This window comes from Mycobacterium kubicae, from assembly GCF_015689175.1.
Lineage (GTDB): Bacteria > Actinomycetota > Actinomycetes > Mycobacteriales > Mycobacteriaceae > Mycobacterium > Mycobacterium kubicae.
This window is the reverse complement of record NZ_CP065047.1, coordinates 4,121,845-4,144,371: the sequence shown is the minus strand read 5'-3', so window position 1 is coordinate 4,144,371 and position 22,527 is coordinate 4,121,845. Positions and strand designations below refer to the sequence as shown.

Below are 22,527 nucleotides of genomic sequence, written 5' to 3'. Positions count from 1 at the left end.
CGGTTCAGGCCTGACCGCCGCATCGCATACCGGGGGCACGAGCGGCCAACGATCGAAGAGGACAGCATGAAATCTGACATTCATCCCGCCTACGAGGAGACCACCGTGGTCTGTGGGTGCGGGAACTCCTTCCAGACGCGCAGCACCAAGCCGGGCGGCCGCATTGTGGTCGAGGTTTGCTCGCAGTGCCACCCGTTCTACACCGGCAAGCAGAAGATCCTGGACAGCGGCGGCCGGGTGGCCCGTTTCGAAAAGCGTTACGGCAAGCGCAAGGTCGGCGCCGACAAGGCTGAAGCGGCCGAGAAGTAGCTGGTTTACCGACGCCCGAACTGTGCGCCAAGTGCACAGGCCGGGCGTCGGTTCATGTTTGCGGTAGAAATTCGCGGTAGGTGGCAGGAGGTGGGACATGACGCAGCCGGTGCAGACGATTGACGTCCTGCTCGCCGAACACGCCGCGCTGGAGCGGGCGTTGGCCGATCCCGAACTGCACAGCAAGCCCGACGAGGCCCGTAAAGCCGGTCGCCGGTTCGCCCGGCTGGCGCCGATCGTCGCCACGTATCGCAAATTGGTTGCCGCCCGCGAGGATCTGGAGACCGCCCGCGAGTTCGCCCACGACGACGACTCGTTCGCCGAAGAGGTGACCGAGTTGGAGGGCCGGGTCGCCGAACTCGACACCCAACTCACCGACATGCTCGCGCCCCGCGACCCGCACGACGCCGACGACATCGTGCTCGAGGTCAAATCCGGCGAGGGTGGTGAGGAGTCCGCGTTGTTCGCCGCGGACCTGGCCCGCATGTACATCCGCTACGCCGAGCGTCATGGCTGGTCGGTGACCGTTCTGGACGAGACCATCTCGGACCTGGGCGGCTATAAGGATGCGACGCTGACCATCGCCAGCAAGGGCGATTCCGCCGAGGGCGTGTGGTCGCGAATGAAATTCGAAGGCGGGGTACACCGCGTGCAACGCGTCCCGGTGACGGAATCCCAAGGGCGCGTGCACACTTCGGCGGCGGGCGTGCTCGTCTACCCCGAACCCGAGGAAGTAGGGGAGGTGCAGATCGACGAATCCGATCTGCGGATCGACGTCTACCGGTCGTCCGGCAAAGGCGGCCAGGGCGTCAACACTACCGACTCCGCGGTGCGCATCACCCACCTGCCCACCGGAATCGTCGTCACCTGCCAAAACGAGCGGTCCCAGCTGCAAAACAAGACCCGGGCACTGCAGGTCCTGGCCGCCCGCCTGCAGGCCTTGGCCGAGGAGCAGGCGTCGGCCGACGCGTCCGCGGACCGGGCCAGCCAAATCCGCACCGTGGACCGCAGCGAACGCATCCGCACGTACAACTTCCCGGAGAACCGCATCACCGACCACCGGATCGGTTTTAAGGCCCACAACCTCGATCAGGTCCTCGACGGCGACCTCGATGCGCTGTTCGACGCCCTGAGCGCCGCTGACAAGCAGTCCCGGCTCCAACACTCATGACCACCCTGCGGCGCGCCATCGATACCGCGACAACGGTGCTCGCCGAGGCTGGAATCGATTCCGCGCGTTTCGATGCCGAGGAACTGGCCGCTTTTCTGGCCGGCACCGACCGCGGCCGGCTGTCCTTGCTCGACTCTCCCGATGACGAATTCTTCGCTCAGTACCACGATGTGGTCACCGCACGGTCGCAGCGGATCCCCTTGCAGCATCTGATCGGAAGCGCGGCGTTCGGGCCAGTGGTCCTGGAGGTGGGCCCGGGGGTGTTCGTCCCGCGTCCGGAGACGGAGGCGATGCTGGAGTGGGCCATCGGGCAGCGCCTTGCGCCCCAACCCGTGATCGTCGACCTGTGCACCGGCTCAGGCGCGTTGGCCATCGCCCTGGCCCAGCACTTTCGCGCGGCGCGCATTCTCGGCGTCGACGACTCCGATGCCGCGTTGCGGTACGCGCGGCGCAACGCCGCGAGCAGCCGCGTCGAGCTGATACGCGCCGACGTCACTCAACCGGACCTGCTGGCAGAACTGGACGGCGGTGTGGACCTGGTCGTTGCCAATCCGCCCTACGTTCCCGACGATGCTGCGCTGGAAGCCGAAGTCGCGCAACATGATCCACCGCATGCCGTGTTCGGCGGGCCGGACGGTATGACGGTGATACCCGCGGTTGTCGGTCTCGCCGGACGCCTGCTGCGTCCGGGTGGTCTGTTCGCCGTCGAGCATGACGACTCCACGTCGGCGGCGACGGTTGAATGCGTTACCGGCACAGGCCTTTTCGATGACGTCGTGGCGCGCAAAGATCTGACCGGACGGCCACGCTTCGTCACCGCACGCAGGTTAAGTGATGAGGAGGAGCGGCGCCAATGACCCGCGCCGGTGACGATGCAGAGCGAAGCGATGAGGAGGAGCGGCGCCAATGACCCGCGCCGGTGACGATGCAGAGCGAAGCGATGAGGAGGAGCGGCGCCAATGAGCACTGAAACCTTCGACTGCGCCGACTCCGAGCAGCGTGCGCGAGGCATCGCCGCCGCGGCGCAAGCCGTCAAGAGCGGTCGCCTGGTCGTCATGCCGACCGACACGGTCTACGGCATCGGCGCTGACGCCTTCGACAGCACCGCGGTGGGGGAGTTGCTGGCGGCCAAGGGGCGTGGCCGCGACATGCCGGTGGGCGTGCTGGTGGGTTCCTGGCACACGATCGAGGGGCTGGTCTACGCGATGCCCGACGGGGCGCGCGACCTCATCCGGGCGTTCTGGCCCGGCGCACTGAGCCTGGTTGTGGTGCAGGCGCCGTCGCTGCAGTGGGATCTGGGCAACGCCCACGGCACCGTGATGCTGCGGATGCCCTTGCATCCCGTTGCCATCGAACTGCTGCGTGAGGTCGGCCCCATGGCCGTCTCCAGCGCCAACGTCTCCGGCCAGCCGCCCGCGGTCGATGCCGACGAGGCCCGACGCCAACTCGGCGATCGCGTCGAGGTCTACCTCGACGCGGGACCGTCCGCGCAGCAGGCCGCATCCACCATCGTCGACCTCACCGGAGCCGCCCCTCGCATCCTGCGCGAGGGTCCCGTCCCGGTCGACCGGATCGCGGCCGTCCTCGGCGTGGACCCCGTGAGCTTGAGCGCCTGAACGCCAGCTCAGGTTGGTGCAGTACGGTCTCGTGGTGTCCAGCGACATAACCAGCCTTGCCGGTGGTTTGCTCGCGCTTTCCTATCGCAGCGCCGGTGTCCCTCTGCGCGAGCTCGCGCTCGTCGGGCTGACCGCCGCCATCATCACCTACTTCGCGACCGGTCCGGTGCGCATTCTGGCGACCCGGTTGGGAGCTGTGGCGTATCCACGGGAACGCGACGTCCACATCACGCCGACGCCCCGAATGGGCGGCCTGGCCATGTTCCTCGGGGTCGGGTCCGCGATATTCCTGGCTTCGCAGCTGCCCGCTCTCAACCGCGGGTTCGTCTACTCCACCGGAATGCCCGCGGTGCTCGTGGCGGGTGCGGTGATCATGGGCATCGGCTTGATCGACGACCGGTGGGGCCTGGATGCGTTGACGAAATTCGCCGGTCAGATCACCGCAGCCAGCGTGCTGGTCACCATGGGGGTCGCGTGGAGCGTTCTCTACATCCCGGTGGGCGGGGTGGGCACCATCGTTTTGGATCAGGCCTCGTCGATCCTGCTGACGCTGGCGCTGACGGTCTCGATCGTCAACGCGATGAATTTCGTCGACGGCCTCGACGGGCTGGCCGCGGGGCTGGGCCTGATCACCGCTTTGGCCATCTGCATGTTCTCGGTCGGCCTACTGCGCGACCACGGCGGTGACGTCCTGTACTACCCGCCGGCGCTGATCTCGGTGGTGCTCGCGGGCGCCTGCTTGGGCTTTCTGCCGCACAACTTCCACCGGGCCAAGATCTTCATGGGCGACTCCGGCTCCATGCTGATCGGTTTGATGCTGGCCGCCGCGTCCACCACCGCCGCCGGCCCCATCTCGCAGAACGCCTACGGCGCCCGAGATGTGTTTGCTCTGCTATCGCCGTTCCTGCTGGTGGTCGCGGTGATGTTTGTGCCGATGCTCGATTTGCTGCTGGCAATCGTGCGACGCACCCGCGCGGGCCGCAGCGCGTTTAGTCCCGACAAAATGCATCTGCATCATCGGCTGCTGCAAATCGGGCACTCCCACCGCCGAGTCGTATTGATCATCTATTTGTGGGTCGGCATTGTCGCGTTCGGCGCAGCGAGCACCATCTTCTTCGATCCGCGCCACACCGCGGCCGTGATGCTGGCGGCCATCTTGATTGCGGGCGTCACGACGGTGATCCCGCTGCTGCGCCGCCGCGACGACTACTTCGACCCCGACTAAAAACGGTCTACGACAGCCAGTAGTAGTAGCGCTGACCTTGTGGTACGGTGCAGGTAGAACCCCGAAATGAACCACGCGGGTTGCCGGCCAGCCGGCCCGTCGGAAGGGTTTCCGACCGAGCCGATCGACGACCGACACAGGGAGCTACCCCTTGGGTAAGTCCATCGCGACCTTGCGATACGCTCGGCGGACCACCGATCAGTCGGTCGGCTGGTTCCCGCTCCATCAACCTGGGATTGAGGTGCTGCGGTGACGACACCAGCGCAGGATGCGCCGTTGGTGTTTCCCTCTGTTGCTTTCCGCCCGGTTCGCCTCTTTGTCATCTGCCTTGCACTGACCGCAGCGGCGATGCTTGTCGCCGGCTTCGCCGGTCACGTGATGGTCGGGGTGTTTTTCGGTATCGGATTACTTTTAGGTTTGCTAAACGCTCTCTTGGTGCGGCGTTCGGTGGAGTCGATTACGGCGAAAGAACACCCGCTGAAGAGGTCGATGGCGCTTAACTCGGCGTCGCGGGTCGCGATGATCACCATCATCGCGCTGATCATCGCGTTCATATTCCGGCCCGCAGGTTTGGGCGTGGTGTTTGGTTTGGCGCTCTTTCAGGTATTGCTCGTTGCGTCGACCGCATTACCGGTGTGGAAGAAGTTGCGCACCGGGGAGCCGGCGGGCGTGGGGGACAGCGCAGTACTGACGGGATCTGAGGGGACGGAAGGTAGGAGCACCAGCGATGACTGAGTCATTCCTGGCAGCCCAGATCGAGGTTGGCCAGCACAACACCGCCAAGTGGCTCGGTCTGACCGTCAACACCGACACGGTGCTCTCGACGGCGATCGCCGGGTTGATCGTGATCGCGATGGCCTTCTACCTGCGCTCGAAGGTCACCTCCAGAGATGTGCCCGGCGGCGTCCAACTGTTCTTCGAGGCGATCACCATCCAGATGCGCAACCAGGTCGAAAGCGCCATCGGGATGCGGATCGCCCCATTCGTGTTGCCGCTGGCAGTAACCATCTTCGTGTTCATCCTGATCTCGAATTGGCTGTCGGTTCTGCCGCTGCAGTACACCGACAAGGAGGGGCAGACCACCGAGCTGCTCAAGTCGGCGGCGGCCGACATCAACTACGTGCTCGCGCTGGCCCTCTTCGTGTTCGTCTGCTACCACGTGGCCGGAATATGGCGCCGCGGCATCCTCGGACACCCCTACCGGGTGCTCAAGGGTCACGTCGCGATTCTGGCGCCGATCAACATCGTCGAAGAGCTTGCCAAGCCGATCTCGTTGTCACTGCGTCTATTCGGCAACATCTTCGCCGGCGGCATCCTGGTCGCCCTGATCGCGCTGTTCCCGCCGTACATCATGTGGTTGCCCAACGCGATCTGGAAGTCTTTCGACTTGTTCGTCGGCGCGATCCAGGCCTTCATCTTCGCGCTGCTGACCATCCTGTACTTCAGTCAGTCCATGGAGTTAGAGGACGAGCACCACTAAAGGACCCACCCGTACCGCGACCGAATCCTGGTAAACCGTTACCAGAGTTATCAAGGAGGATAAGAAAAATGGACCCCACTATCGCTGCCGGCGCCCTCATCGGCGGTGGACTGATCATGGCGGGTGGCGCGATCGGCGCTGGTATCGGTGACGGTGTCGCCGGTAACGCGCTTATCGCCGGTGTCGCCCGTCAGCCCGAGGCGCAGGGACGGCTTTTCACACCGTTCTTCATCACCGTCGGTCTGGTCGAGGCGGCCTACTTCATCAACCTGGCGTTTATGGCGCTGTTCGTATTCGCTACGCCGGTCAAGTAATTCGCCGTGATGGGTGACCCGGGCTTGCTTGTTCTGGCTGCCAATCAGGCGGCGGGGGAAGGCGGCAACAACTTCCTCGTTCCCAACGGCACGTTCTTCTTCGTGCTGGCCATCTTCCTGGTGGTACTTGGCGTTATCGGCACGTGGGTGGTGCCGCCGATCATGCGGGTGTTGCGGGAACGCGATGCCATGGTCGCCAAAACGCAGTCCGACAACAAGAAGTCGGCCGAGCAGTTCGCCGCCGCCCAGGCAGATTACGAAGAAGCCATGAAAGAGGCCCGGGTGCAAGCGGGCTCCTATCGCGACAACGCCCGGACAGAGGGTCGTAAGGCGATCGAGGAAGCCCGCGCCCGTGCCGAGCAGCAGGTGGCAGCGATATTGCAGACGGCCAACGAACAATTGAAGCGGGAGCGCGACGCCGTGGAGATGGACCTGCGTGCCAACGTCGGGAACCTGTCGTCAACGCTGGCCAGTCGCATCCTCGGCGTTGATGTCACCACCTCCGCTGTGACGAGGTAGCGCACAATGTCGACATTTATCGGACAGCTGGTGGGGTTCGCGGCCATCGTGTTTCTGGTCTGGCGCTACGTCGTACCGCCGGTGCGCCGGATGATGGCCGATCGCCAAGAGACGGTCCGCAAGGAACTGGAAGAGTCCCAGCAGGCTGCCAAGCGGCTCGAGCAGTCGACCACCGCGCACAGCCAGGCGGTGGAGCAGGCCAAGAAGGAAGCCGAGCGCGTCGTCGAAGAGGCCAAGGCCGATGCCGAACGCATTGCCGAGCAGATGCAGACCCAGGCCGAAGCCGACGCGCAACGCATCCAACAGCAGGGATCGCGCCAGGTCGAGCTGTTGCGGGTGCAGCTGATCCGTCAGCTGCGCTTGGAGCTCGGCCACGAATCGGTCCGTCAGGCAAGGGAATTGATCACCAACTACGTAGCCGACGAGGAGCAGCGGTCGGCCACCGTTGATCGCTTCCTCGACGAGCTTGACGAGATGGCGCCCGAGGCGGTGCAAGTCGAGTATCCGGTGCTGGCCAAGATGCGTTCGGCCAGTCGGCTGGCATTGGGCGAATTGGTCGATCGATTCGACACCATAGCCAAGGATCTCGATGACGACGGCCTGACCAAACTCGCCGATGAGCTGGTGTCGGTGGCCAAAATCCTGGACCGTGAAGTCGTTGTAACCCGTTATCTCACCGTCCCTTCCGAAGATTCGGGACCACGGGTCAAGTTGCTCGAGCGGTTGGTATCCGACAAGGTCGCTGACCCCACGCTCGAGGTGCTGCGGGCAGCCGTTTCGCAGCGCTGGTCGGCCAACTCCGACCTGGTCGACGCGATCGAACATGTGTCGCGCCAAGCGCTGCTGGAGGTCGCCTCACGCAACGACAAGGTCGACGAGGTCGAGGACCAGCTTTTCCGGTTCTCCCGCATTGTTGACTCCCAGCCGCGGCTTGCCATCCTGCTGGGGGATCACTCGACGCCGGCCGAGGGTCGAGTGAGCTTGCTGCACAACGTCCTCGAAAATGCCGGCGACAGCGTCAACCCGGTTACGCGTGCGCTGTTGTCTCAAACGATCGAGCTGTTGAGAGGTCAGCAGCCCGCCGACGAAGCCGTGCAGTTCTTGGCCGAAGTAGCTGTGGCACGACGCGGGGAAGTCGTCGCGCAAGTCACGGCCGCGGCTGAACTCAGCGATGCCCAGCGCGATCGGGTTAGTGAGGTGCTGAGCCGCATCTACGGACACCCGGTGGCCGTGCAACTCCAGATCAATCCAGACCTGCTCGGTGGGCTGATGATTTCGGTGGGTGACGAGGTGATCGACGGCTCGCTCTCATCTCGATTGGCCGCTGCCGAGGCTCAACTGCCCGACTAACACAATCTGATCAGCACAAAACGAAGTAGGAAGACGAAAAGCTATGGCTGAGTTGACAATCTCCGCTGACGACATTCAGAGCGCGATCGAAGAGTACGTAGATTCCTTCACGTCTGACTCCGCCCGGGAGGAAGTCGGCACCATCGTCGACGCGGGTGACGGTATTGCGCACGTCGAGGGATTGCCCTCGGTGATGACCCAGGAGCTGCTCGAGTTCACCGGCGGTGTCCTCGGTGTCGCCCTCAACCTCGACGAACACAGCATCGGCGCCGTCATTCTGGGTGATTTCGAGCAACTCGAAGAGGGCCAGCAAGTGAAGCGCACCGGCGAGGTGCTCTCGGTTCCGGTCGGTGACGGCTACCTGGGCCGGGTGGTCGACCCCCTGGGCCACCCCATCGACGGCGGCGGTGACATCGAAACCGGCAGCCGCCGTGCCCTGGAGCTGCAGGCCCCGTCAGTGGTGCAGCGCCAAGGCGTGAAGGAACCGCTGCAGACCGGCATCAAGGCCGTCGACGCCATGACCCCTATCGGCCGGGGGCAGCGCCAGCTCATCATCGGTGACCGCAAGACCGGCAAGACCGCGGTGTGCGTCGACACGATCCTCAACCAGCGGCAGAACTGGGAGAGCGGCGACGAGAAAAAGCAGGTGCGCTGCGTATACGTGGCCATCGGGCAGAAGGGCACCACGATCGCCGCCGTGCGCCAGGCGCTCGAAGAGGGCGGCGCGATGGACTACACCACCATCGTCGCAGCCCCCGCTTCGGATTCCGCGGGCTTCAAATGGCTTGCGCCGTACACCGGTTCGGCGATTGCCCAGCACTGGATGTACGAGGGCAAGCACGTCCTGATCGTCTTCGACGACCTGACCAAGCACGCCGACGCCTACCGCGCCATCTCGCTGCTGCTGCGCCGCCCGCCCGGCCGTGAGGCGTTCCCGGGCGATGTGTTCTACCTGCACTCCCGGCTGTTGGAGCGCTGCGCGAAGCTTTCCGACGATCTGGGTGGCGGTTCGCTGACCGGCCTGCCGGTCATCGAGACCAAAGCGAACGACATCTCGGCGTACATTCCGACCAACGTCATCTCGATCACCGACGGGCAGTGCTTCCTGGAGAGCGACCTGTTCAACCAGGGTGTGCGGCCGGCCATCAACGTGGGTGCCTCGGTGTCGCGAGTCGGCGGTGCGGCGCAGATCAAGGCCATGAAGGAAGTGGCAGGTTCCCTGCGTCTGGATCTGTCCCAATATCGCGAGCTGGAGTCGTTCGCCGCCTTCGCTTCCGACCTGGACGAGACATCCAAGAAGCAGTTGGCTCGCGGTGAGCGTCTGGTGGAGTTGCTCAAGCAGCCGCAGTATCAGCCGCTGCCGGTGGAGGAGCAGGTCGTCTCGATCTTCCTCGGCACCGGCGGTCACCTGGACTCCGTCCCCGTCGAAGACGTCCGGCGTTTCGAGTCCGAACTGCTCGACCACATCCGGGCCTCGAAGGAGAAGCTGCTCCAGGAGATCGGCAAGAGCGGAAAGCTGAGCGAGGAGAACGAAAAACAACTCGTCGAGACCATCCAGCACTTCAAGGAAGGCTTCGCCTCTTCCAGTGGTGAGTCCGTCGTGCCCGACGAGCATGTCGAGGCCATGGACGAAGAAGATCTCGAGAAAGAGTCGGTGCAAGTCAAGAAGGACAAGCCCAAGGACCAGCAGGAGTCCAGCGAAAAGAAGGACAAGAAAGACAACAAGAAGGACAAGAAGTAGCTAACGATGGCTGCCACACTTCGTGAACTGCGCGGTCGCATCCGTTCGGCCGGATCGATCAAAAAGATCACCAAGGCGCAGGAGCTGATTGCGACGTCGCGCATCGGAAAGGCGCAGGCTCGGCTGGAAGCCGCACGGCCGTACGCCTTTCAGATCACCGCGATGCTCACTACGTTGTCCGCCGAAGCCGCGTTGGACCACCCGTTGCTCGTCGAGCGGAGCAATCCCCAGCGGGCCGGCGTCCTGGTGGTCTCCTCCGATCGTGGCTTGTGCGGCGCGTACAACTCCAGCATGTTCCGGCGTGCCGAGGAGCTGTTCTCCCTGCTGAGGGAGGAAGGCAAAGAGCCGGTGTTGTTCACGGTGGGCCGCAAAGCGCAGAACTACTTCTCGTTCCGCAACTGGGACATCGTGGAGTCGTGGTCGGGTTTCTCCGAACAACCCAAGTACGAGAACGCCTCGGAAATCGGGTCGACGTTGGTCGACGCCTTCATGAAGGGCGCCGGTGACGATGACGACGAGCAGTCGGATAGCGATGTACAGGGCGTCGACGAACTGCACATCGTCTATTCCGAGTTCAAGTCGATGATGTCGCAGTCTGCGGTGGCACACCGGATCGCTCCGCTCGTGGTGGAGTACGTCGAGGAGGAGGACACCGACGTACACACGTTGTACTCATTCGAGCCGGGTGCGACGGCGCTGTTCGAGGCGCTGCTGCCGCGGTATCTGACCACCCGCGTATACGCCGCGCTGCTCGAGTCGGCGGCCTCGGAATTGGCCTCGCGCCAACGTGCGATGAAGTCGGCCACCGACAATGCCGACGACCTCATCAAGGACCTGACCCTGCAGGCAAACCGGGAGCGGCAGGCCCAGATCACCCAAGAGATCAGCGAGATCGTCGGTGGCGCAAACGCGCTCGCGGACGCCGCTCAGTAGACCTACGAGGAAGCGAAAGAAATGACTGCAACAGACGAAAAGACGGAAAACTCGACCAAGAAGTCCGACACCAACGGGCGCGTGGTTCGCATCACCGGTCCGGTCGTCGACGTGGAGTTCCCACGGGGTTCGATCCCCGAGTTGTTCAACGCCTGCCACGCCAAGATCGGCTTCGAGTCGCTCGCCAAGACCCTCACCTTGGAGGTGGCTCAGCACCTGGGTGACAACCTGGTGCGGACCATCTCCATGCAGCCCACCGACGGTCTGGTGCGCGGCGTAGAGGTCATCGATACCGGCGAGTCGATCGCGGTGCCGGTGGGCGAGGGCGTCAAGGGTCACGTGTTCAACGCCTTGGGTCATTGCCTGGACAAAGAGGGCTACGGGGATGACTTCGACCACTGGTCGATTCACCGTAAGCCGCCGTCCTTCGAAGACCTGGAGCCCCGGACCGAGATGCTCGAGACCGGGCTCAAGGTGGTCGACTTGCTGACGCCGTACGTGCGTGGCGGCAAGATCGCCCTGTTCGGTGGCGCCGGCGTGGGCAAGACGGTGTTGATTCAGGAGATGATCAACCGTATCGCCCGCAACTTCGGTGGTACTTCGGTTTTCGCCGGTGTGGGTGAGCGCACCCGTGAGGGCAACGACCTGTGGGTCGAACTGCAGGAAGCCGACGTGCTCAAGGACACCGCGCTGGTGTTCGGTCAGATGGATGAGCCGCCCGGCACCCGTATGCGGGTCGCGCTGTCGGCGCTGACCATGGCCGAGTGGTTCCGTGACGAGGCGGGCCAGGACGTGTTGTTGTTCATCGACAACATCTTCCGGTTCACCCAGGCCGGCTCGGAGGTGTCGACGCTGCTGGGTCGGATGCCCTCGGCCGTGGGTTACCAGCCCACGCTGGCCGACGAGATGGGTGAACTGCAGGAGCGCATCACCTCCACCCGAGGCAAGTCGATTACCTCGATGCAGGCTGTCTACGTGCCCGCCGACGACTACACCGACCCGGCACCGGCCACCACGTTCGCGCACCTCGACGCGACCACGGAACTGTCCCGAAACGTGTTCTCCAAGGGCATCTTTCCCGCCGTGGATCCGCTGGCGTCCAGCTCGACCATCCTCGACCCCGGCGTCGTGGGCGACGAGCACTACGCAGTGGCCCAGGAGGTCATCCGAATCCTGCAGCGCTACAAGGACCTCCAGGACATCATCGCCATTCTTGGTATCGATGAGTTGTCCGAAGAGGACAAGCAGCTCGTGCAGCGGGCCCGCCGCATCGAGCGGTTCCTGTCGCAGAACATGATGGCGGCCGAGCAGTTCACCGGTCAGCCGGGATCGACGGTGCCGTTGAAGGAGACCATCGAGGCCTTCGATCGGTTGACCAAGGGCGAGTTCGACCACGTGCCCGAGCAGGCGTTCTTCCTGATCGGTGGTCTGGACGACTTGGCCAAGAAGGCCGAGAGCCTCGGCGCGAAGCTGTAGGCGTCTTGCGCAGTCGAAAGGTGGTGTGACATGGCGGATATGAACGTCGAGATTGTTGCCGTCGACCGCAAGATCTGGTCGGGCGAGGCGACATTCGTCTTCACCCGCACCACCGCCGGCGAAATCGGCGTACTGCCCCACCACATTCCGCTGGTAGCGCAGTTGGTGGATGACGCCATGGTCCGCGTGGAGCGAGAAGGTGACGACACGCTGCGCGTCGCGATCGAGGGCGGCTTCATGTCGGTGACCGAGGAGGGTGTCATCATCCTCGCGGAAGCCGCCGAGTTCGAGTCGGAGATCGACGAGAGCGCCGCCCGGCAGGATTCCGAGTCCGACGACCCCAAAGTTGCCGCCCGGGGGCGCGGCAGATTGCGCGCCGTCGGCGCGATCGACTGACTCCGTCGATGAGCGCGCCCGTGGTCGGCATGGCCGTGCTCATCGTCGTGTTGGGGATGGCCGTCCTCGCCCTGAGCTATCGATTGTGGAAACTGCGTCAGGGCGGAACGGCGGCGATCATGCGGGACTTGCCCGCCGTCGGCGGTCACGGTTGGCGCCACGGCGTCATCCGGTATCGCGGCGGCGAGGCGGCGTTTTATCGGCTGTCGAGTCTGCGGCTATGGCCGGATCGACGGCTCAGCAGACGAGGTGCAGAGGTCGTCGCCAAGCGCGCGCCGCGGGGTGACGAGTTTGACATCATGACCGACGAGATCGTCGTGCTGGAACTTCGTGATTCGACGCAGGAACGCCGGTCGGGCTACGAAATCGCTTTGGACCGAGGCGCTTTGACGGCCTTCCAGTCCTGGTTGGAGTCACGCCCGTCGCCGCGCGCCCGTCGCCGCAGCGTCTAGCGGCCGCCGCCGGGTCGCCAGAGCACATCGCCCTGCGGATTGGCGACCCGTGTCAGGATGAACAGTAGATCCGACAGCCGGTTCAAGTATTTCGCCGGCAGCACGCTCACTGATTCTGGATGGCTCTCGACCGCGGCCCACGCCGACCGCTCGGCGCGCCGGACCACGGTGCGGGCGACATGCAGCAGCGCGGAAAGCGGCGAACCACCCGGCAACACAAACGATTTCAGTGCGGGCAGGTCCTCGTTGAAGAAATCACACCAACCTTCGAGCCGGTCGATATAAGGCTGAGTGATCCGCAGTGGAGGATGCGGAGGGTTTTCCACCAGCGGTGTGGAGAGATCGGCGCCGGCGTCGAACAAGTCGTTTTGAATCTGCCGCAACACCTCGGCCACATTCTCGGCGGGCTGCCCGACGGCGACGGCCACCCCGATGGCGGCATTGGCTTCGTCACAATCTGCGTAGGCCACCAGGCGGGCATCGGTCTTCGACACCCGTGAGAAATCGCTCAATCCCGTGCTGCCGTCGTCGCCGGTGCGGGTATAGATGCGGGTCAGGTGGATCGCCATGAGGAAACGGTACCGGCGCAGGTGGTCTCGTTGGGCGTTGGCTGACTGACAACCCCAACCGGCTTCACTAGACTGACGCAGGTGGCGGAGCGTTTCGTGGTGACCGGTGGCAACCGGTTGTCGGGCGAAGTCGCTGTTGGGGGCGCCAAAAACAGCGTGCTGAAACTGATGGCCGCGACCTTATTGGCCGAAGGCACCAGCACCATCACCAACTGCCCCGACATCCTGGATGTGCCGCTGATGGCGGAGGTGCTCCGCGGTTTGGGCGCCACCGTCGAACTCGACGGTGATGTCGCACGCATCACCTCGCCGGACGAACCCAAGTACGACGCCGATTTCGCCGCCGTGCGACAGTTCCGCGCATCGGTCTGCGTGCTGGGGCCTCTGGTGGGCCGGTGCAAACGGGCCAAGGTCGCGCTTCCCGGCGGAGACGCCATCGGATCGCGGCCACTGGACATGCACCAAGCGGGGCTGCGTCAGCTGGGTGCGCAATGCAACATCGAGCACGGCTGTGTGGTCGCTCAAGCAGAGACCTTGCGGGGCGCGGAGATTCAGCTGGAGTTTCCGTCCGTGGGGGCCACAGAGAACATCTTGATGGCAGCCGTGGTGGCCGAGGGCGTCACCACCATCCACAACGCCGCGCGAGAGCCCGACGTCGTCGACCTCTGCACGATGCTCAACCAGATGGGCGCCCAAGTCGAAGGTGCGGGTTCGCCGACGATGACCATCACCGGTGTGCCGCGGCTGCATCCGACCGAACACCGCGTCATCGGCGACCGGATCGTGGCCGCCACCTGGGGTATCGCCGCCGCGATGACCCGCGGGGACATCACGGTGACCGGCGTGGACCCGGCGCATCTGCAACTGGTCCTGCACAAGTTGCACGACGCGGGCGCCACCGTGACGCAGACCGACACCAGCTTCCGAGTGGCCCAGTACGAACGGCCGAAGGCCGTCAACGTGGCCACACTGCCGTTCCCGGGCTTCCCGACCGACCTGCAGCCGATGGCCATCGCCCTGGCGTCCATCGCCGACGGTATGTCGATGATCACCGAGAACGTGTTCGAGGCACGCTTCCGGTTTGTCGAAGAGATGATCCGCCTCGGGGCCGACGCGCGCACCGACGGTCACCACGCCGTGGTGCGGGGCCTTCCTCAGCTGTCGAGCGCTCCCGTGTGGTGCTCGGACATCCGGGCCGGCGCCGGTTTGGTCCTGGCGGGACTGGTCGCCGATGGTGACACCGAAGTGCACGACGTCTTTCACATCGATCGCGGTTATCCGTTGTTCGTGGAGAACCTGGCCAGCCTCGGCGCTGAGATCGAAAGAGTCAGCTAGCAGCCCAGGCCCGCGCACCGGGAACAAGCCGCGCGAGCATGCCGTTGAGTAGCTTGTCGTCGCTGTTCTCGGCGGCGCGCCGAACCCGCTACGGGTTCTGCGAATCGGGTCTGCTACCTCTCCCACCTGGCACGCTTCTCCGGAAGCCGGATCAAGTTGGGCCACAAGGGTTTGAGAGTGTATGTTGGTGTCAACGCCCGACAGGCGCGGTCACCCCGCAAGGGAGACCGAAAACCGGGGCTTGACTCCCACGCCGGTTTCATATTAAGCTGGCAGGGTTGCCCCAAAGCGGGGCGAAACAAAAGCAAGCGTGTTGTTTGAGAACTCAATAGTGTGTTTGGTGTTTTGTTTGTTGTTGTTTTTTTGACTACATCTCACACCCCCCGTGTGTGGGTGTAGTCGCAATTTATTGAGATGCCAGTTTTGGTGTCTTTTGTTAGGTCAGATTTTCTCTGATTGTAAATTCACCTCGTTATCGAGGGGTTTTTGTTTGGAGAGTTTGATCCTGGCTCAGGACGAACGCTGGCGGCGTGCTTAACACATGCAAGTCGAACGGAAAGGCCCCTTCGGGGGTACTCGAGTGGCGAACGGGTGAGTAACACGTGGGTGATCTACCCTGCACTTCGGGATAAGCCTGGGAAACTGGGTCTAATACCGGATAGGACCATGAGATGCATGTCTTATGGTGGAAAGCTTTTGCGGTGTGGGATGGGCCCGCGGCCTATCAGCTTGTTGGTGGGGTGACGGCCTACCAAGGCGACGACGGGTAGCCGGCCTGAGAGGGTGTCCGGCCACACTGGGACTGAGATACGGCCCAGACTCCTACGGGAGGCAGCAGTGGGGAATATTGCACAATGGGCGCAAGCCTGATGCAGCGACGCCGCGTGGGGGATGACGGCCTTCGGGTTGTAAACCTCTTTCAGCAGGGACGAAGCGCAAGTGACGGTACCTGCAGAAGAAGCACCGGCCAACTACGTGCCAGCAGCCGCGGTAATACGTAGGGTGCGAGCGTTGTCCGGAATTACTGGGCGTAAAGAGCTCGTAGGTGGTTTGTCGCGTTGTTCGTGAAAACCGGGGGCTTAACCCTCGGCGTGCGGGCGATACGGGCAGACTGGAGTACTGCAGGGGAGACTGGAATTCCTGGTGTAGCGGTGGAATGCGCAGATATCAGGAGGAACACCGGTGGCGAAGGCGGGTCTCTGGGCAGTAACTGACGCTGAGGAGCGAAAGCGTGGGGAGCGAACAGGATTAGATACCCTGGTAGTCCACGCCGTAAACGGTGGGTACTAGGTGTGGGTTTCCTTCCTTGGGATCCGTGCCGTAGCTAACGCATTAAGTACCCCGCCTGGGGAGTACGGCCGCAAGGCTAAAACTCAAAGGAATTGACGGGGGCCCGCACAAGCGGCGGAGCATGTGGATTAATTCGATGCAACGCGAAGAACCTTACCTGGGTTTGACATGCACAGGACGCGTCTAGAGATAGGCGTTCCCTTGTGGCCTGTGTGCAGGTGGTGCATGGCTGTCGTCAGCTCGTGTCGTGAGATGTTGGGTTAAGTCCCGCAACGAGCGCAACCCTTGTCTCATGTTGCCAGCGGGTAATGCCGGGGACTCGTGAGAGACTGCCGGGGTCAACTCGGAGGAAGGTGGGGATGACGTCAAGTCATCATGCCCCTTATGTCCAGGGCTTCACACATGCTACAATGGCCGGTACAAAGGGCTGCGATGCCGCGAGGTTAAGCGAATCCTTTTAAAGCCGGTCTCAGTTCGGATCGGGGTCTGCAACTCGACCCCGTGAAGTCGGAGTCGCTAGTAATCGCAGATCAGCAACGCTGCGGTGAATACGTTCCCGGGCCTTGTACACACCGCCCGTCACGTCATGAAAGTCGGTAACACCCGAAGCCAGTGGCCTAACCCTTTGGGAGGGAGCTGTCGAAGGTGGGATCGGCGATTGGGACGAAGTCGTAACAAGGTAGCCGTACCGGAAGGTGCGGCTGGATCACCTCCTTTCTAAGGAGCACCACGAAAAGCACTCCAATTGGTGGGGTGCAAGCCGTGCGGAGTTCTCGTCTGTAGTGGGCGAGAGCTGGGTGCACAACAACAAGCAAGCCAGACACACTATTGGGTCCTGAGACAACACTCGGGCGCTAGCGCGAAGTGTTGTCCCTCCATCTTGGTGGTGGGGTGTGGTGTTTGAGAACTGGATAGTGGTTGCGAGCATCAACTGGATGCGCTGCCGGCAACGGTGGCGTGTTCTTTTGTGCAATTTTTATTCTTTGGTTTTTGTGTTTGTAAGTGTTTAAGGGCACATGGTGGATGCCTTGGCATCGAGAGCCGATGAAGGACGTGGGAGGCTGCGATATGCCTCGGGGAGCTGTCAACCGAGCGTGGATCCGAGGATTTCCGAATGGGGAAACCCAGCACGAGTGATGTCGTGTTACCCGTACCTGAATATATAGGGTACGGGGGGGAACGCGGGGAAGTGAAACATCTCAGTACCCGTAGGAAGAGAAAACAATTGTGATTCCGCTAGTAGTGGCGAGCGAACGCGGAAAATGGCTAAACCGCATGCATGTGTAACCGGGTAGGGGTTGTGTGTGCGGGGTTGTGGGAATGATCTTCTCAGCTCTACCTGGCTGAGGGGCAGTAAAAAAGTGTCGTAGTTAGCGGAAATGGCCTGGGATGGTCTGCCATAGACGGTGAGAGCCCGGTACGCGAAAACTCGGCACCTGCCTGGATCAATCTCCCGAGTAGCAGCGAGCCCGTGGAATTTGCTGTGAATCTGCCGGGACCACCCGGTAAGCCTAAATACTTCTCGATGACCGATAGCGGATTAGTACCGTGAGGGAATGGTGAAAAGTACCCCGAGAGGGGAGTGAAAGAGTACCTGAAACCGTGTGCCTACAATCCGTCAGAGCCTCCTTGTGGGGTGATGGCGTGCCTTTTGAAGAATGAGCCTGCGAGTCAGGGACATGTCGCGAGGTTAACCCGTGTGGGGTAGCCGTAGCGAAAGCGAGTCTGAATAGGGCGTATCCCCGCAAGGGGTGTAGTGGCATGTTCTGGACCCGAAGCGGAGTGATCTACCCATGGCCAGGGTGAAGCGCGGGTAAGACCGCGTGGAGGCCCGAACCCACTTAGGTTGAAGACTGAGGGGATGAGCTGTGGGTAGGGGTGAAAGGCCAATCAAACTCCGTGATAGCTGGTTCTCCCCGAAATGCATTTAGGTGCAGCGTTGCGTGGTTCACCGCGGAGGTAGAGCTACTGGATGGCCGATGGGCCCTACTAGGTTACTGACGTCAGCCAAACTCCGAATGCCGTGGTGTCAAGCGTGGCAGTGAGACGGCGGGGGATAAGCTCCGTACGTCGAAAGGGAAACAGCCCAGATCGCCGGCTAAGGCCCCAAAGCGTGTGCTAAGTGGAAAAGGATGTGCAGTCGCAGAGACAACCAGGAGGTTGGCTTAGAAGCAGCCACCCTTGAAAGAGTGCGTAATAGCTCACTGGTCAAGTGATTGTGCGCCGATAATGTAGCGGGGCTCAAGCACACCGCCGAAGCCGCGGCACATTCACGTATGTGGATGTGGGTAGGGGAGCGTCCCTCACTCAGCGAAGCCTCCGGGTGACCGGTGGTGGAGGGTGGGGGAGTGAGAATGCAGGCATGAGTAGCGATTAGGCAAGTGAGAACCTTGCCCGCCGAAAGACCAAGGGTTCCTGGGCCAGGCCAGTCCGCCCAGGGTGAGTCGGGACCTAAGGCGAGGCCGACAGGCGTAGTCGATGGACAACGGGTTGATATTCCCGTACCCGTGTGTGGGCGCCCGTGATGAATCAGCGGTACTAACCACCCAAAACCGGATCGATCATTCTCCTTCGGGAGCGTGAAGGTCTGGGGCTGCGTGGGACCTTCGCTGGTAGTAGTCAAGCGATGGGGTGACGCAGGAAGGCAGCCGTACCAGTCAGTGGTAATACTGGGGCAAGCCCGTAGGGAGAGCGATAGGCAAATCCGTCGCTCACATTCCTGAGAGGTGATGCATAGCCGATTGAGGCGAATTCGGTCATCCTCTGCTGCCAAGAAAAGCCTCTAGCGAGCACACACACGGCCCGTACCCCAAACCAACACAGGTGGTCAGGTAGAGAATACCAAGGCGTACGAGATAACTATGGTTAAGGAACTCGGCAAAATACCCCCGTAACTTCGGGAGAAGGGGGACCGAAATATCGTAAACACCCTTGCGGTGGGAGCGGGATTCGGTCGCAGAAACCAGTGAGAAGCGACTGTTTACTAAAAACACAGGTCCGTGCGAAGTCGCAAGACGATGTATACGGACTGACGCCTGCCCGGTGCTGGAAGGTTAAGAGGACCCGTTAACCGCAAGGTGAAGCGGAGAATTTAAGCCCCAGTAAACGGCGGTGGTAACTATAACCATCCTAAGGTAGCGAAATTCCTTGTCGGGTAAGTTCCGACCTGCACGAATGGCGTAACGACTTCTCAACTGTCTCAACCATAGACTCGGCGAAATTGCACTACGAGTAAAGATGCTCGTTACGCGCGGCAGGACGAAAAGACCCCGGGACCTTCACTATAGCTTGGTATTGCTGTTCGGTACGGTTTGTGTAGGATAGGTGGGAGACTGTGAAACTCGGACGCCAGTTCGAGTGGAGTCGTTGTTGAAATACCACTCTGATCGTATTGGACATCTAACGTCGAACCGTATATCCGGTTCACGGACAGTGCCTGGTGGGTAGTTTAACTGGGGCGGTTGCCTCCTAAAATGTAACGGAGGCGCCCAAAGGTTCCCTCAACCTGGACGGCAATCAGGTGTTGAGTGTAAATGCACAAGGGAGCTTGACTGCGAGACTTACAAGTCAAGCAGGGACGAAAGTCGGGATTAGTGATCCGGCACCCCCGAGTGGAAGGGGTGTCGCTCAACGGATAAAAGGTACCCCGGGGATAACAGGCTGATCTTCCCCAAGAGTCCATATCGACGGGATGGTTTGGCACCTCGATGTCGGCTCGTCGCATCCTGGGGCTGGAGCAGGTCCCAAGGGTTGGGCTGTTCGCCCATTAAAGCGGCACGCGAGCTGGGTTTAGAACGTCGTGAGACAGTTCGGTCTCTATCCGCCGCGCGCGTCAGAAGCTTGAGGAAACCTGTCCCTAGTACGAGAGGACCGGGACGGACGAACCTCTGGTATACCAGTTGTCCCACCAGGGGCACCGCTGGATAGCCACGTTCGGACAGGATAACCGCTGAAAGCATCTAAGCGGGAAACCTTCTCCAAGATGAGGCTTCTCACCCTTTTAGAGGGATAAGGCCCCCCGCAGACCACGGGATCGATAGGCCAGACCTGGAAGCTCAGCAATGAGTGCAGGGAACTGGCACTAACCGGCCGAAAACTTACAACACATATCGCAACCACTATTCAGATCCCACGACATTTGTCGTGCGACACCACACCCCCCATCAATACATTTAAATAGAGTTACGGCGGTCACAGCGACAGGGAAACGCCCGGTCCCATCCCGAACCCGGAAGCTAAGCCTGTCAGCGCCGATGATACTGCCCTGATCGGGTGGAAAAGTAGGACACCGCCGAACATACACAAAATCGCCCCCTGCATAAGGGGGCGATTTTGTATTTTCCGGGATCGTCAATCGAACAGCGTCAGAGTCGTCGACGCGCGCTTTTTCTCTAAGTCGAGCAGCGTTTGTTTACGCTCGAGTCCGCCGCCGTATCCGGTCAACTTTCCGCTTGCCCCGATTACTCGATGGCACGGCACGATGATCGAAATGGGATTGTGGCCGTTGGCCAAACCGACCGCGCGCGCAGAACCGGGCGCACCGATTTGTTGCGCAATCTGACCGTACGATCGCGTTTCTCCATATGGAATGGTCATCAGCGCTTTCCAGACTCGCTGCTGGAAGTCCGTTCCTTTCAGGTCCAGCTCCAACTCGAAGATTGTGCGCTCACCGGCGAAATAGGCGGTCAGTTGTTCGACCGCGTCGGCAAAAGCGTCCTCCTTGAGGGTCCAGCCGGCGCGGCTGGGCTCATAGGTCTGATCGACCATTCGTAGGTTCGTCAGAACCGAACCATGGCCGGCCAGGGTAAGTAGGCCGATGGGGCTGTCGATCGTGCGGAAGTGGATCATGCAATCTCCTTCGATGGCTGCTGTGGCGGCCATTGGTTCACCGGATGATCGAGGGTGGTCCAAAGGTGTTGGGTGGCATAGGAGCGCCACGGTCGCCAGCGGGCGCTGTGCTCGATCAATGCCCGTTCGCTAGGCGGCAGGCCCAGCTGTTCGGCCGCCGATTTGAGGCCGAGATCGCTGGCCGGGAACGCGTCCGGATCGCCGAGGCCACGCATCGCGATCACCTCTGCCGTCCATGGTCCGATGCCCGGCAAGAAAAGCAATTGACTGCGCGCACGGTCCCAGTCGCATCCGGGGTGCAGTTCGACGGTGCCGTCGGCGACGGCGCCGACCAGCGCGCTCAACGTCCGCTGTCGCGCCTTGGGCACCGCGAGGTGCACCGGATCGATCTCGGCCAACTGCTCGACAGAGGGGAAGGTGTGGGTCAGCCCGCCGGCGGGATCGCGCACGGGCTGGCCGTAGGCCAGGACGAGGCGAGCCGCATGCGTGCGGGCGGCCTTGGTCGACACCTGCTGGCCCAGCACTGCTCGCACGGCGAGTTCGGCCTCGTCGACGGTCCGGGGAATGCGCTGCCCGGGCGCCTTGGCCACTACCGGCGCCAGGTCGGGGTCGCGGCTGAGCGCCTCGACCACCGCTTCGGGATCGGCGTCGAGATCCAGCAATCGCCGGCAGCGGGCGGTAGCGGCCGCGAGGTCGCGCAGATCGTCGAGTACCAGCAGGCAACGCACATGGTCGGAGGCCGGTGTCAACGTGACCAGTCCGGTGCCCGAAGCCAGCCGCAGCGTGCGTCGGTACGCGCCGTCGCGGACCTCTTCGCAGCCGGGCACCGCGCTAGCGGCCAGGTGACCGAACAGGCCCTCGTAGGCGAAGGGCGCACGCACCGGCAACCGCAACGACAGCGTCCCCGGGGAATGCGCACCGTGGGATCCGAATCGTGTCGTGGCTCGTTTGCGCAGGGCCGTGGGAGTGCTGTCGCACACCAGTCGCACGGTGTCGTTGAACTGGCGGATGCTGGAAAAGCCCGCCGCGAAGGCAACATCGCCAAACGGCAAGTCGGTGGTCTCGATGAGCACCCGCGCGGTCTGCATGCGCTGCGCGCGCGCCAAGGCCAGGGGGCCGGCGCCAACTTCGGCTTGCAGCAACCGCTCCAACTGGCGTGTGGTGTAGCCCAGGTGGGCGGCCAGGCCGGTCACACCGTCGCGGTCCACCGTTCCGTCGGCGATGAGCCGCATGGCGCGGGCTACGACGTCACCCCGCACATTCCATTCGGGTGAGCCCGGTGACGCGTCCGGCCGGCAGCGTTTGCACGCTCGGAAGCCCTCCCGCTGCGCGGCGGCTGCGGTCGGCAGGAACCGTACGTTGCGGGCGAAGGGCGGCCGCACTGGACAACTGGGCCGACAGTAGATGCGGGTGGTCAGGACCGCGATCACGAACCAGCCGTCGAACCGGGCGTCCTTGGCCTGAACCGCTCGGTAGCAGCGCTCGAAGTCGTCGTACACCCTT

General features: G+C 62.5%; 19 protein-coding genes and 3 rRNA genes. 19 read left to right on the top strand and 3 right to left on the bottom strand.

The features are described 5' to 3' along the window. Positions 1 to 66: 66 nt before the first annotated feature. From rpmE to I2456_RS19320, 15 genes are all read left to right on the top strand, one after another. On the top strand, positions 67 to 309 hold the full coding sequence (gene rpmE, locus I2456_RS19390; protein WP_068032881.1) for a 50S ribosomal protein L31: 243 nt from the start codon (positions 67 to 69) through the stop codon (positions 307 to 309). Between the two features lie 97 nt (positions 310 to 406). Further along, a complete protein-coding gene (prfA, locus tag I2456_RS19385) occupies positions 407 to 1,480 on the top strand; it encodes a peptide chain release factor 1 (protein WP_068032878.1) in 1,074 nt (357 codons plus the stop codon). Beyond that, entirely contained in the window at positions 1,477 to 2,337 is an 861-nt protein-coding gene (gene prmC, locus I2456_RS19380) for a peptide chain release factor N(5)-glutamine methyltransferase (protein WP_085074855.1), read from the top strand. Before prfA ends, prmC begins: the two co-directional genes overlap by 4 nt. 102 nt (positions 2,338 to 2,439) lie before the next feature. Further along, a complete protein-coding gene (locus I2456_RS19375) occupies positions 2,440 to 3,096 on the top strand; it encodes an L-threonylcarbamoyladenylate synthase (protein WP_085074854.1) in 657 nt (218 codons plus the stop codon). Between the two features lie 16 nt (positions 3,097 to 3,112). Continuing rightward, positions 3,113 to 4,321 carry a glycosyltransferase family 4 protein gene (locus I2456_RS19370; protein WP_068032872.1) on the top strand — a complete coding sequence of 403 codons (1,209 nt, stop codon included), beginning with the start codon at positions 3,113 to 3,115 and terminating at the stop codon, positions 4,319 to 4,321. Positions 4,322 to 4,570: 249 nt separating this feature from the next. Continuing rightward, entirely contained in the window at positions 4,571 to 5,056 is a 486-nt protein-coding gene (locus I2456_RS19365) for an ATP synthase subunit I (RefSeq protein WP_068032870.1), read from the top strand. Further along, entirely contained in the window at positions 5,049 to 5,801 is a 753-nt protein-coding gene (gene atpB / locus I2456_RS19360; RefSeq protein WP_068032868.1) for a F0F1 ATP synthase subunit A, read from the top strand. Before I2456_RS19365 ends, atpB begins: the two co-directional genes overlap by 8 nt. A gap of 68 nt (positions 5,802 to 5,869) precedes the next feature. Then, positions 5,870 to 6,115, top strand: a complete 246-nt coding sequence (locus I2456_RS19355; RefSeq protein ID WP_036357873.1) for a F0F1 ATP synthase subunit C — start codon at positions 5,870 to 5,872, stop codon at positions 6,113 to 6,115. Between the two features lie 9 nt (positions 6,116 to 6,124). Continuing rightward, positions 6,125 to 6,634, top strand: a complete 510-nt coding sequence (locus I2456_RS19350; RefSeq protein WP_068032866.1) for a F0F1 ATP synthase subunit B — start codon at positions 6,125 to 6,127, stop codon at positions 6,632 to 6,634. Between the two features lie 6 nt (positions 6,635 to 6,640). Continuing rightward, positions 6,641 to 7,984: a F0F1 ATP synthase subunit B/delta gene (locus I2456_RS19345; RefSeq protein WP_085074853.1), complete on the top strand. Its 1,344-nt coding sequence runs from the start codon at positions 6,641 to 6,643 to the stop codon at positions 7,982 to 7,984. Positions 7,985 to 8,027: 43 nt separating this feature from the next. Continuing rightward, positions 8,028 to 9,725, top strand: a complete 1,698-nt coding sequence (gene atpA, locus I2456_RS19340; protein WP_068032861.1) for a F0F1 ATP synthase subunit alpha — start codon at positions 8,028 to 8,030, stop codon at positions 9,723 to 9,725. A 6-nt stretch (positions 9,726 to 9,731) separates the two neighbouring features. Then, entirely contained in the window at positions 9,732 to 10,658 is a 927-nt protein-coding gene (locus I2456_RS19335; protein ID WP_068032859.1) for a F0F1 ATP synthase subunit gamma, read from the top strand. A 21-nt stretch (positions 10,659 to 10,679) separates the two neighbouring features. After that, complete coding sequence (gene atpD, locus I2456_RS19330; RefSeq protein WP_068032857.1) at positions 10,680 to 12,134, top strand: F0F1 ATP synthase subunit beta; 1,455 nt, start codon at positions 10,680 to 10,682, stop codon at positions 12,132 to 12,134. A gap of 30 nt (positions 12,135 to 12,164) precedes the next feature. Next, positions 12,165 to 12,530 (top strand): F0F1 ATP synthase subunit epsilon, encoded by a 366-nt coding sequence (locus tag I2456_RS19325; RefSeq protein ID WP_068032855.1) that lies wholly within the window; start codon positions 12,165 to 12,167, stop codon positions 12,528 to 12,530. Between the two features lie 8 nt (positions 12,531 to 12,538). Beyond that, entirely contained in the window at positions 12,539 to 12,982 is a 444-nt protein-coding gene (locus tag I2456_RS19320; RefSeq protein WP_068032853.1) for a DUF2550 domain-containing protein, read from the top strand. On the opposite strand, the gene I2456_RS19315 is transcribed toward I2456_RS19320, so the two are convergent. Beyond that, positions 12,979 to 13,551, bottom strand: a complete 573-nt coding sequence (locus tag I2456_RS19315) for a cob(I)yrinic acid a,c-diamide adenosyltransferase (protein WP_085074852.1) — start codon at positions 13,549 to 13,551, stop codon at positions 12,979 to 12,981. The genes I2456_RS19320 and I2456_RS19315 overlap by 4 nt on opposite strands. Positions 13,552 to 13,632: 81 nt before the next feature. Between I2456_RS19315 and murA the strand changes: the two genes are divergently transcribed. The 4 genes from murA (at position 13,633) to rrf (ending at position 20,473) form a co-directional block, all read left to right on the top strand. Continuing rightward, positions 13,633 to 14,886 carry a UDP-N-acetylglucosamine 1-carboxyvinyltransferase gene (murA, locus tag I2456_RS19310; RefSeq protein ID WP_068032848.1) on the top strand — a complete coding sequence of 418 codons (1,254 nt, stop codon included), beginning with the start codon at positions 13,633 to 13,635 and terminating at the stop codon, positions 14,884 to 14,886. A gap of 487 nt (positions 14,887 to 15,373) precedes the next feature. Further along, positions 15,374 to 16,893: ribosomal RNA gene (locus tag I2456_RS19305) — 16S ribosomal RNA — on the top strand. Between the two features lie 279 nt (positions 16,894 to 17,172). After that, positions 17,173 to 20,281 (top strand): 23S ribosomal RNA (locus tag I2456_RS19300). 78 nt (positions 20,282 to 20,359) lie between these two features. Then, a 5S ribosomal RNA gene (gene rrf, locus I2456_RS19295) occupies positions 20,360 to 20,473 on the top strand. The 16S, 23S and 5S rRNA genes sit together here, the layout of an rRNA operon. Before the next feature lie 53 nt (positions 20,474 to 20,526). On the opposite strand, the gene I2456_RS19290 is transcribed toward rrf, so the two are convergent. Both I2456_RS19290 and I2456_RS19285 read right to left on the bottom strand, forming a co-directional pair. Then, positions 20,527 to 21,024 (bottom strand): methylated-DNA--[protein]-cysteine S-methyltransferase, encoded by a 498-nt coding sequence (locus tag I2456_RS19290; protein ID WP_085074851.1) that lies wholly within the window; start codon positions 21,022 to 21,024, stop codon positions 20,527 to 20,529. Beyond that, the gene (locus I2456_RS19285) at positions 21,021 to 22,523 is read right to left on the bottom strand and encodes a DNA-3-methyladenine glycosylase 2 family protein (RefSeq protein WP_068163709.1); all 1,503 of its coding nucleotides are present in this window, start codon (positions 22,521 to 22,523) and stop codon (positions 21,021 to 21,023) included. Before I2456_RS19285 ends, I2456_RS19290 begins: the two co-directional genes overlap by 4 nt. Positions 22,524 to 22,527 lie beyond the last annotated feature (4 nt).

Coding starts and splice junctions, on each gene's coding strand:
- rpmE (WP_068032881.1), top strand. CDS start 67: ATGAAATCTGACATTCATCCCGCCTACGAGGAGACCACCGTGGTCTGT.
- prfA (WP_068032878.1), top strand. CDS start 407: ATGACGCAGCCGGTGCAGACGATTGACGTCCTGCTCGCCGAACACGCC.
- prmC (WP_085074855.1), top strand. CDS start 1,477: ATGACCACCCTGCGGCGCGCCATCGATACCGCGACAACGGTGCTCGCC.
- I2456_RS19375 (WP_085074854.1), top strand. CDS start 2,440: ATGAGCACTGAAACCTTCGACTGCGCCGACTCCGAGCAGCGTGCGCGA.
- atpB (WP_068032868.1), top strand. CDS start 5,049: ATGACTGAGTCATTCCTGGCAGCCCAGATCGAGGTTGGCCAGCACAAC.
- I2456_RS19355 (WP_036357873.1), top strand. CDS start 5,870: ATGGACCCCACTATCGCTGCCGGCGCCCTCATCGGCGGTGGACTGATC.
- I2456_RS19350 (WP_068032866.1), top strand. CDS start 6,125: ATGGGTGACCCGGGCTTGCTTGTTCTGGCTGCCAATCAGGCGGCGGGG.
- I2456_RS19345 (WP_085074853.1), top strand. CDS start 6,641: ATGTCGACATTTATCGGACAGCTGGTGGGGTTCGCGGCCATCGTGTTT.
- atpA (WP_068032861.1), top strand. CDS start 8,028: ATGGCTGAGTTGACAATCTCCGCTGACGACATTCAGAGCGCGATCGAA.
- I2456_RS19335 (WP_068032859.1), top strand. CDS start 9,732: ATGGCTGCCACACTTCGTGAACTGCGCGGTCGCATCCGTTCGGCCGGA.
- atpD (WP_068032857.1), top strand. CDS start 10,680: ATGACTGCAACAGACGAAAAGACGGAAAACTCGACCAAGAAGTCCGAC.
- I2456_RS19325 (WP_068032855.1), top strand. CDS start 12,165: ATGGCGGATATGAACGTCGAGATTGTTGCCGTCGACCGCAAGATCTGG.
- I2456_RS19320 (WP_068032853.1), top strand. CDS start 12,539: ATGAGCGCGCCCGTGGTCGGCATGGCCGTGCTCATCGTCGTGTTGGGG.
- I2456_RS19315 (WP_085074852.1), bottom strand. CDS start 13,551: ATGGCGATCCACCTGACCCGCATCTATACCCGCACCGGCGACGACGGC.
- I2456_RS19290 (WP_085074851.1), bottom strand. CDS start 21,024: ATGATCCACTTCCGCACGATCGACAGCCCCATCGGCCTACTTACCCTG.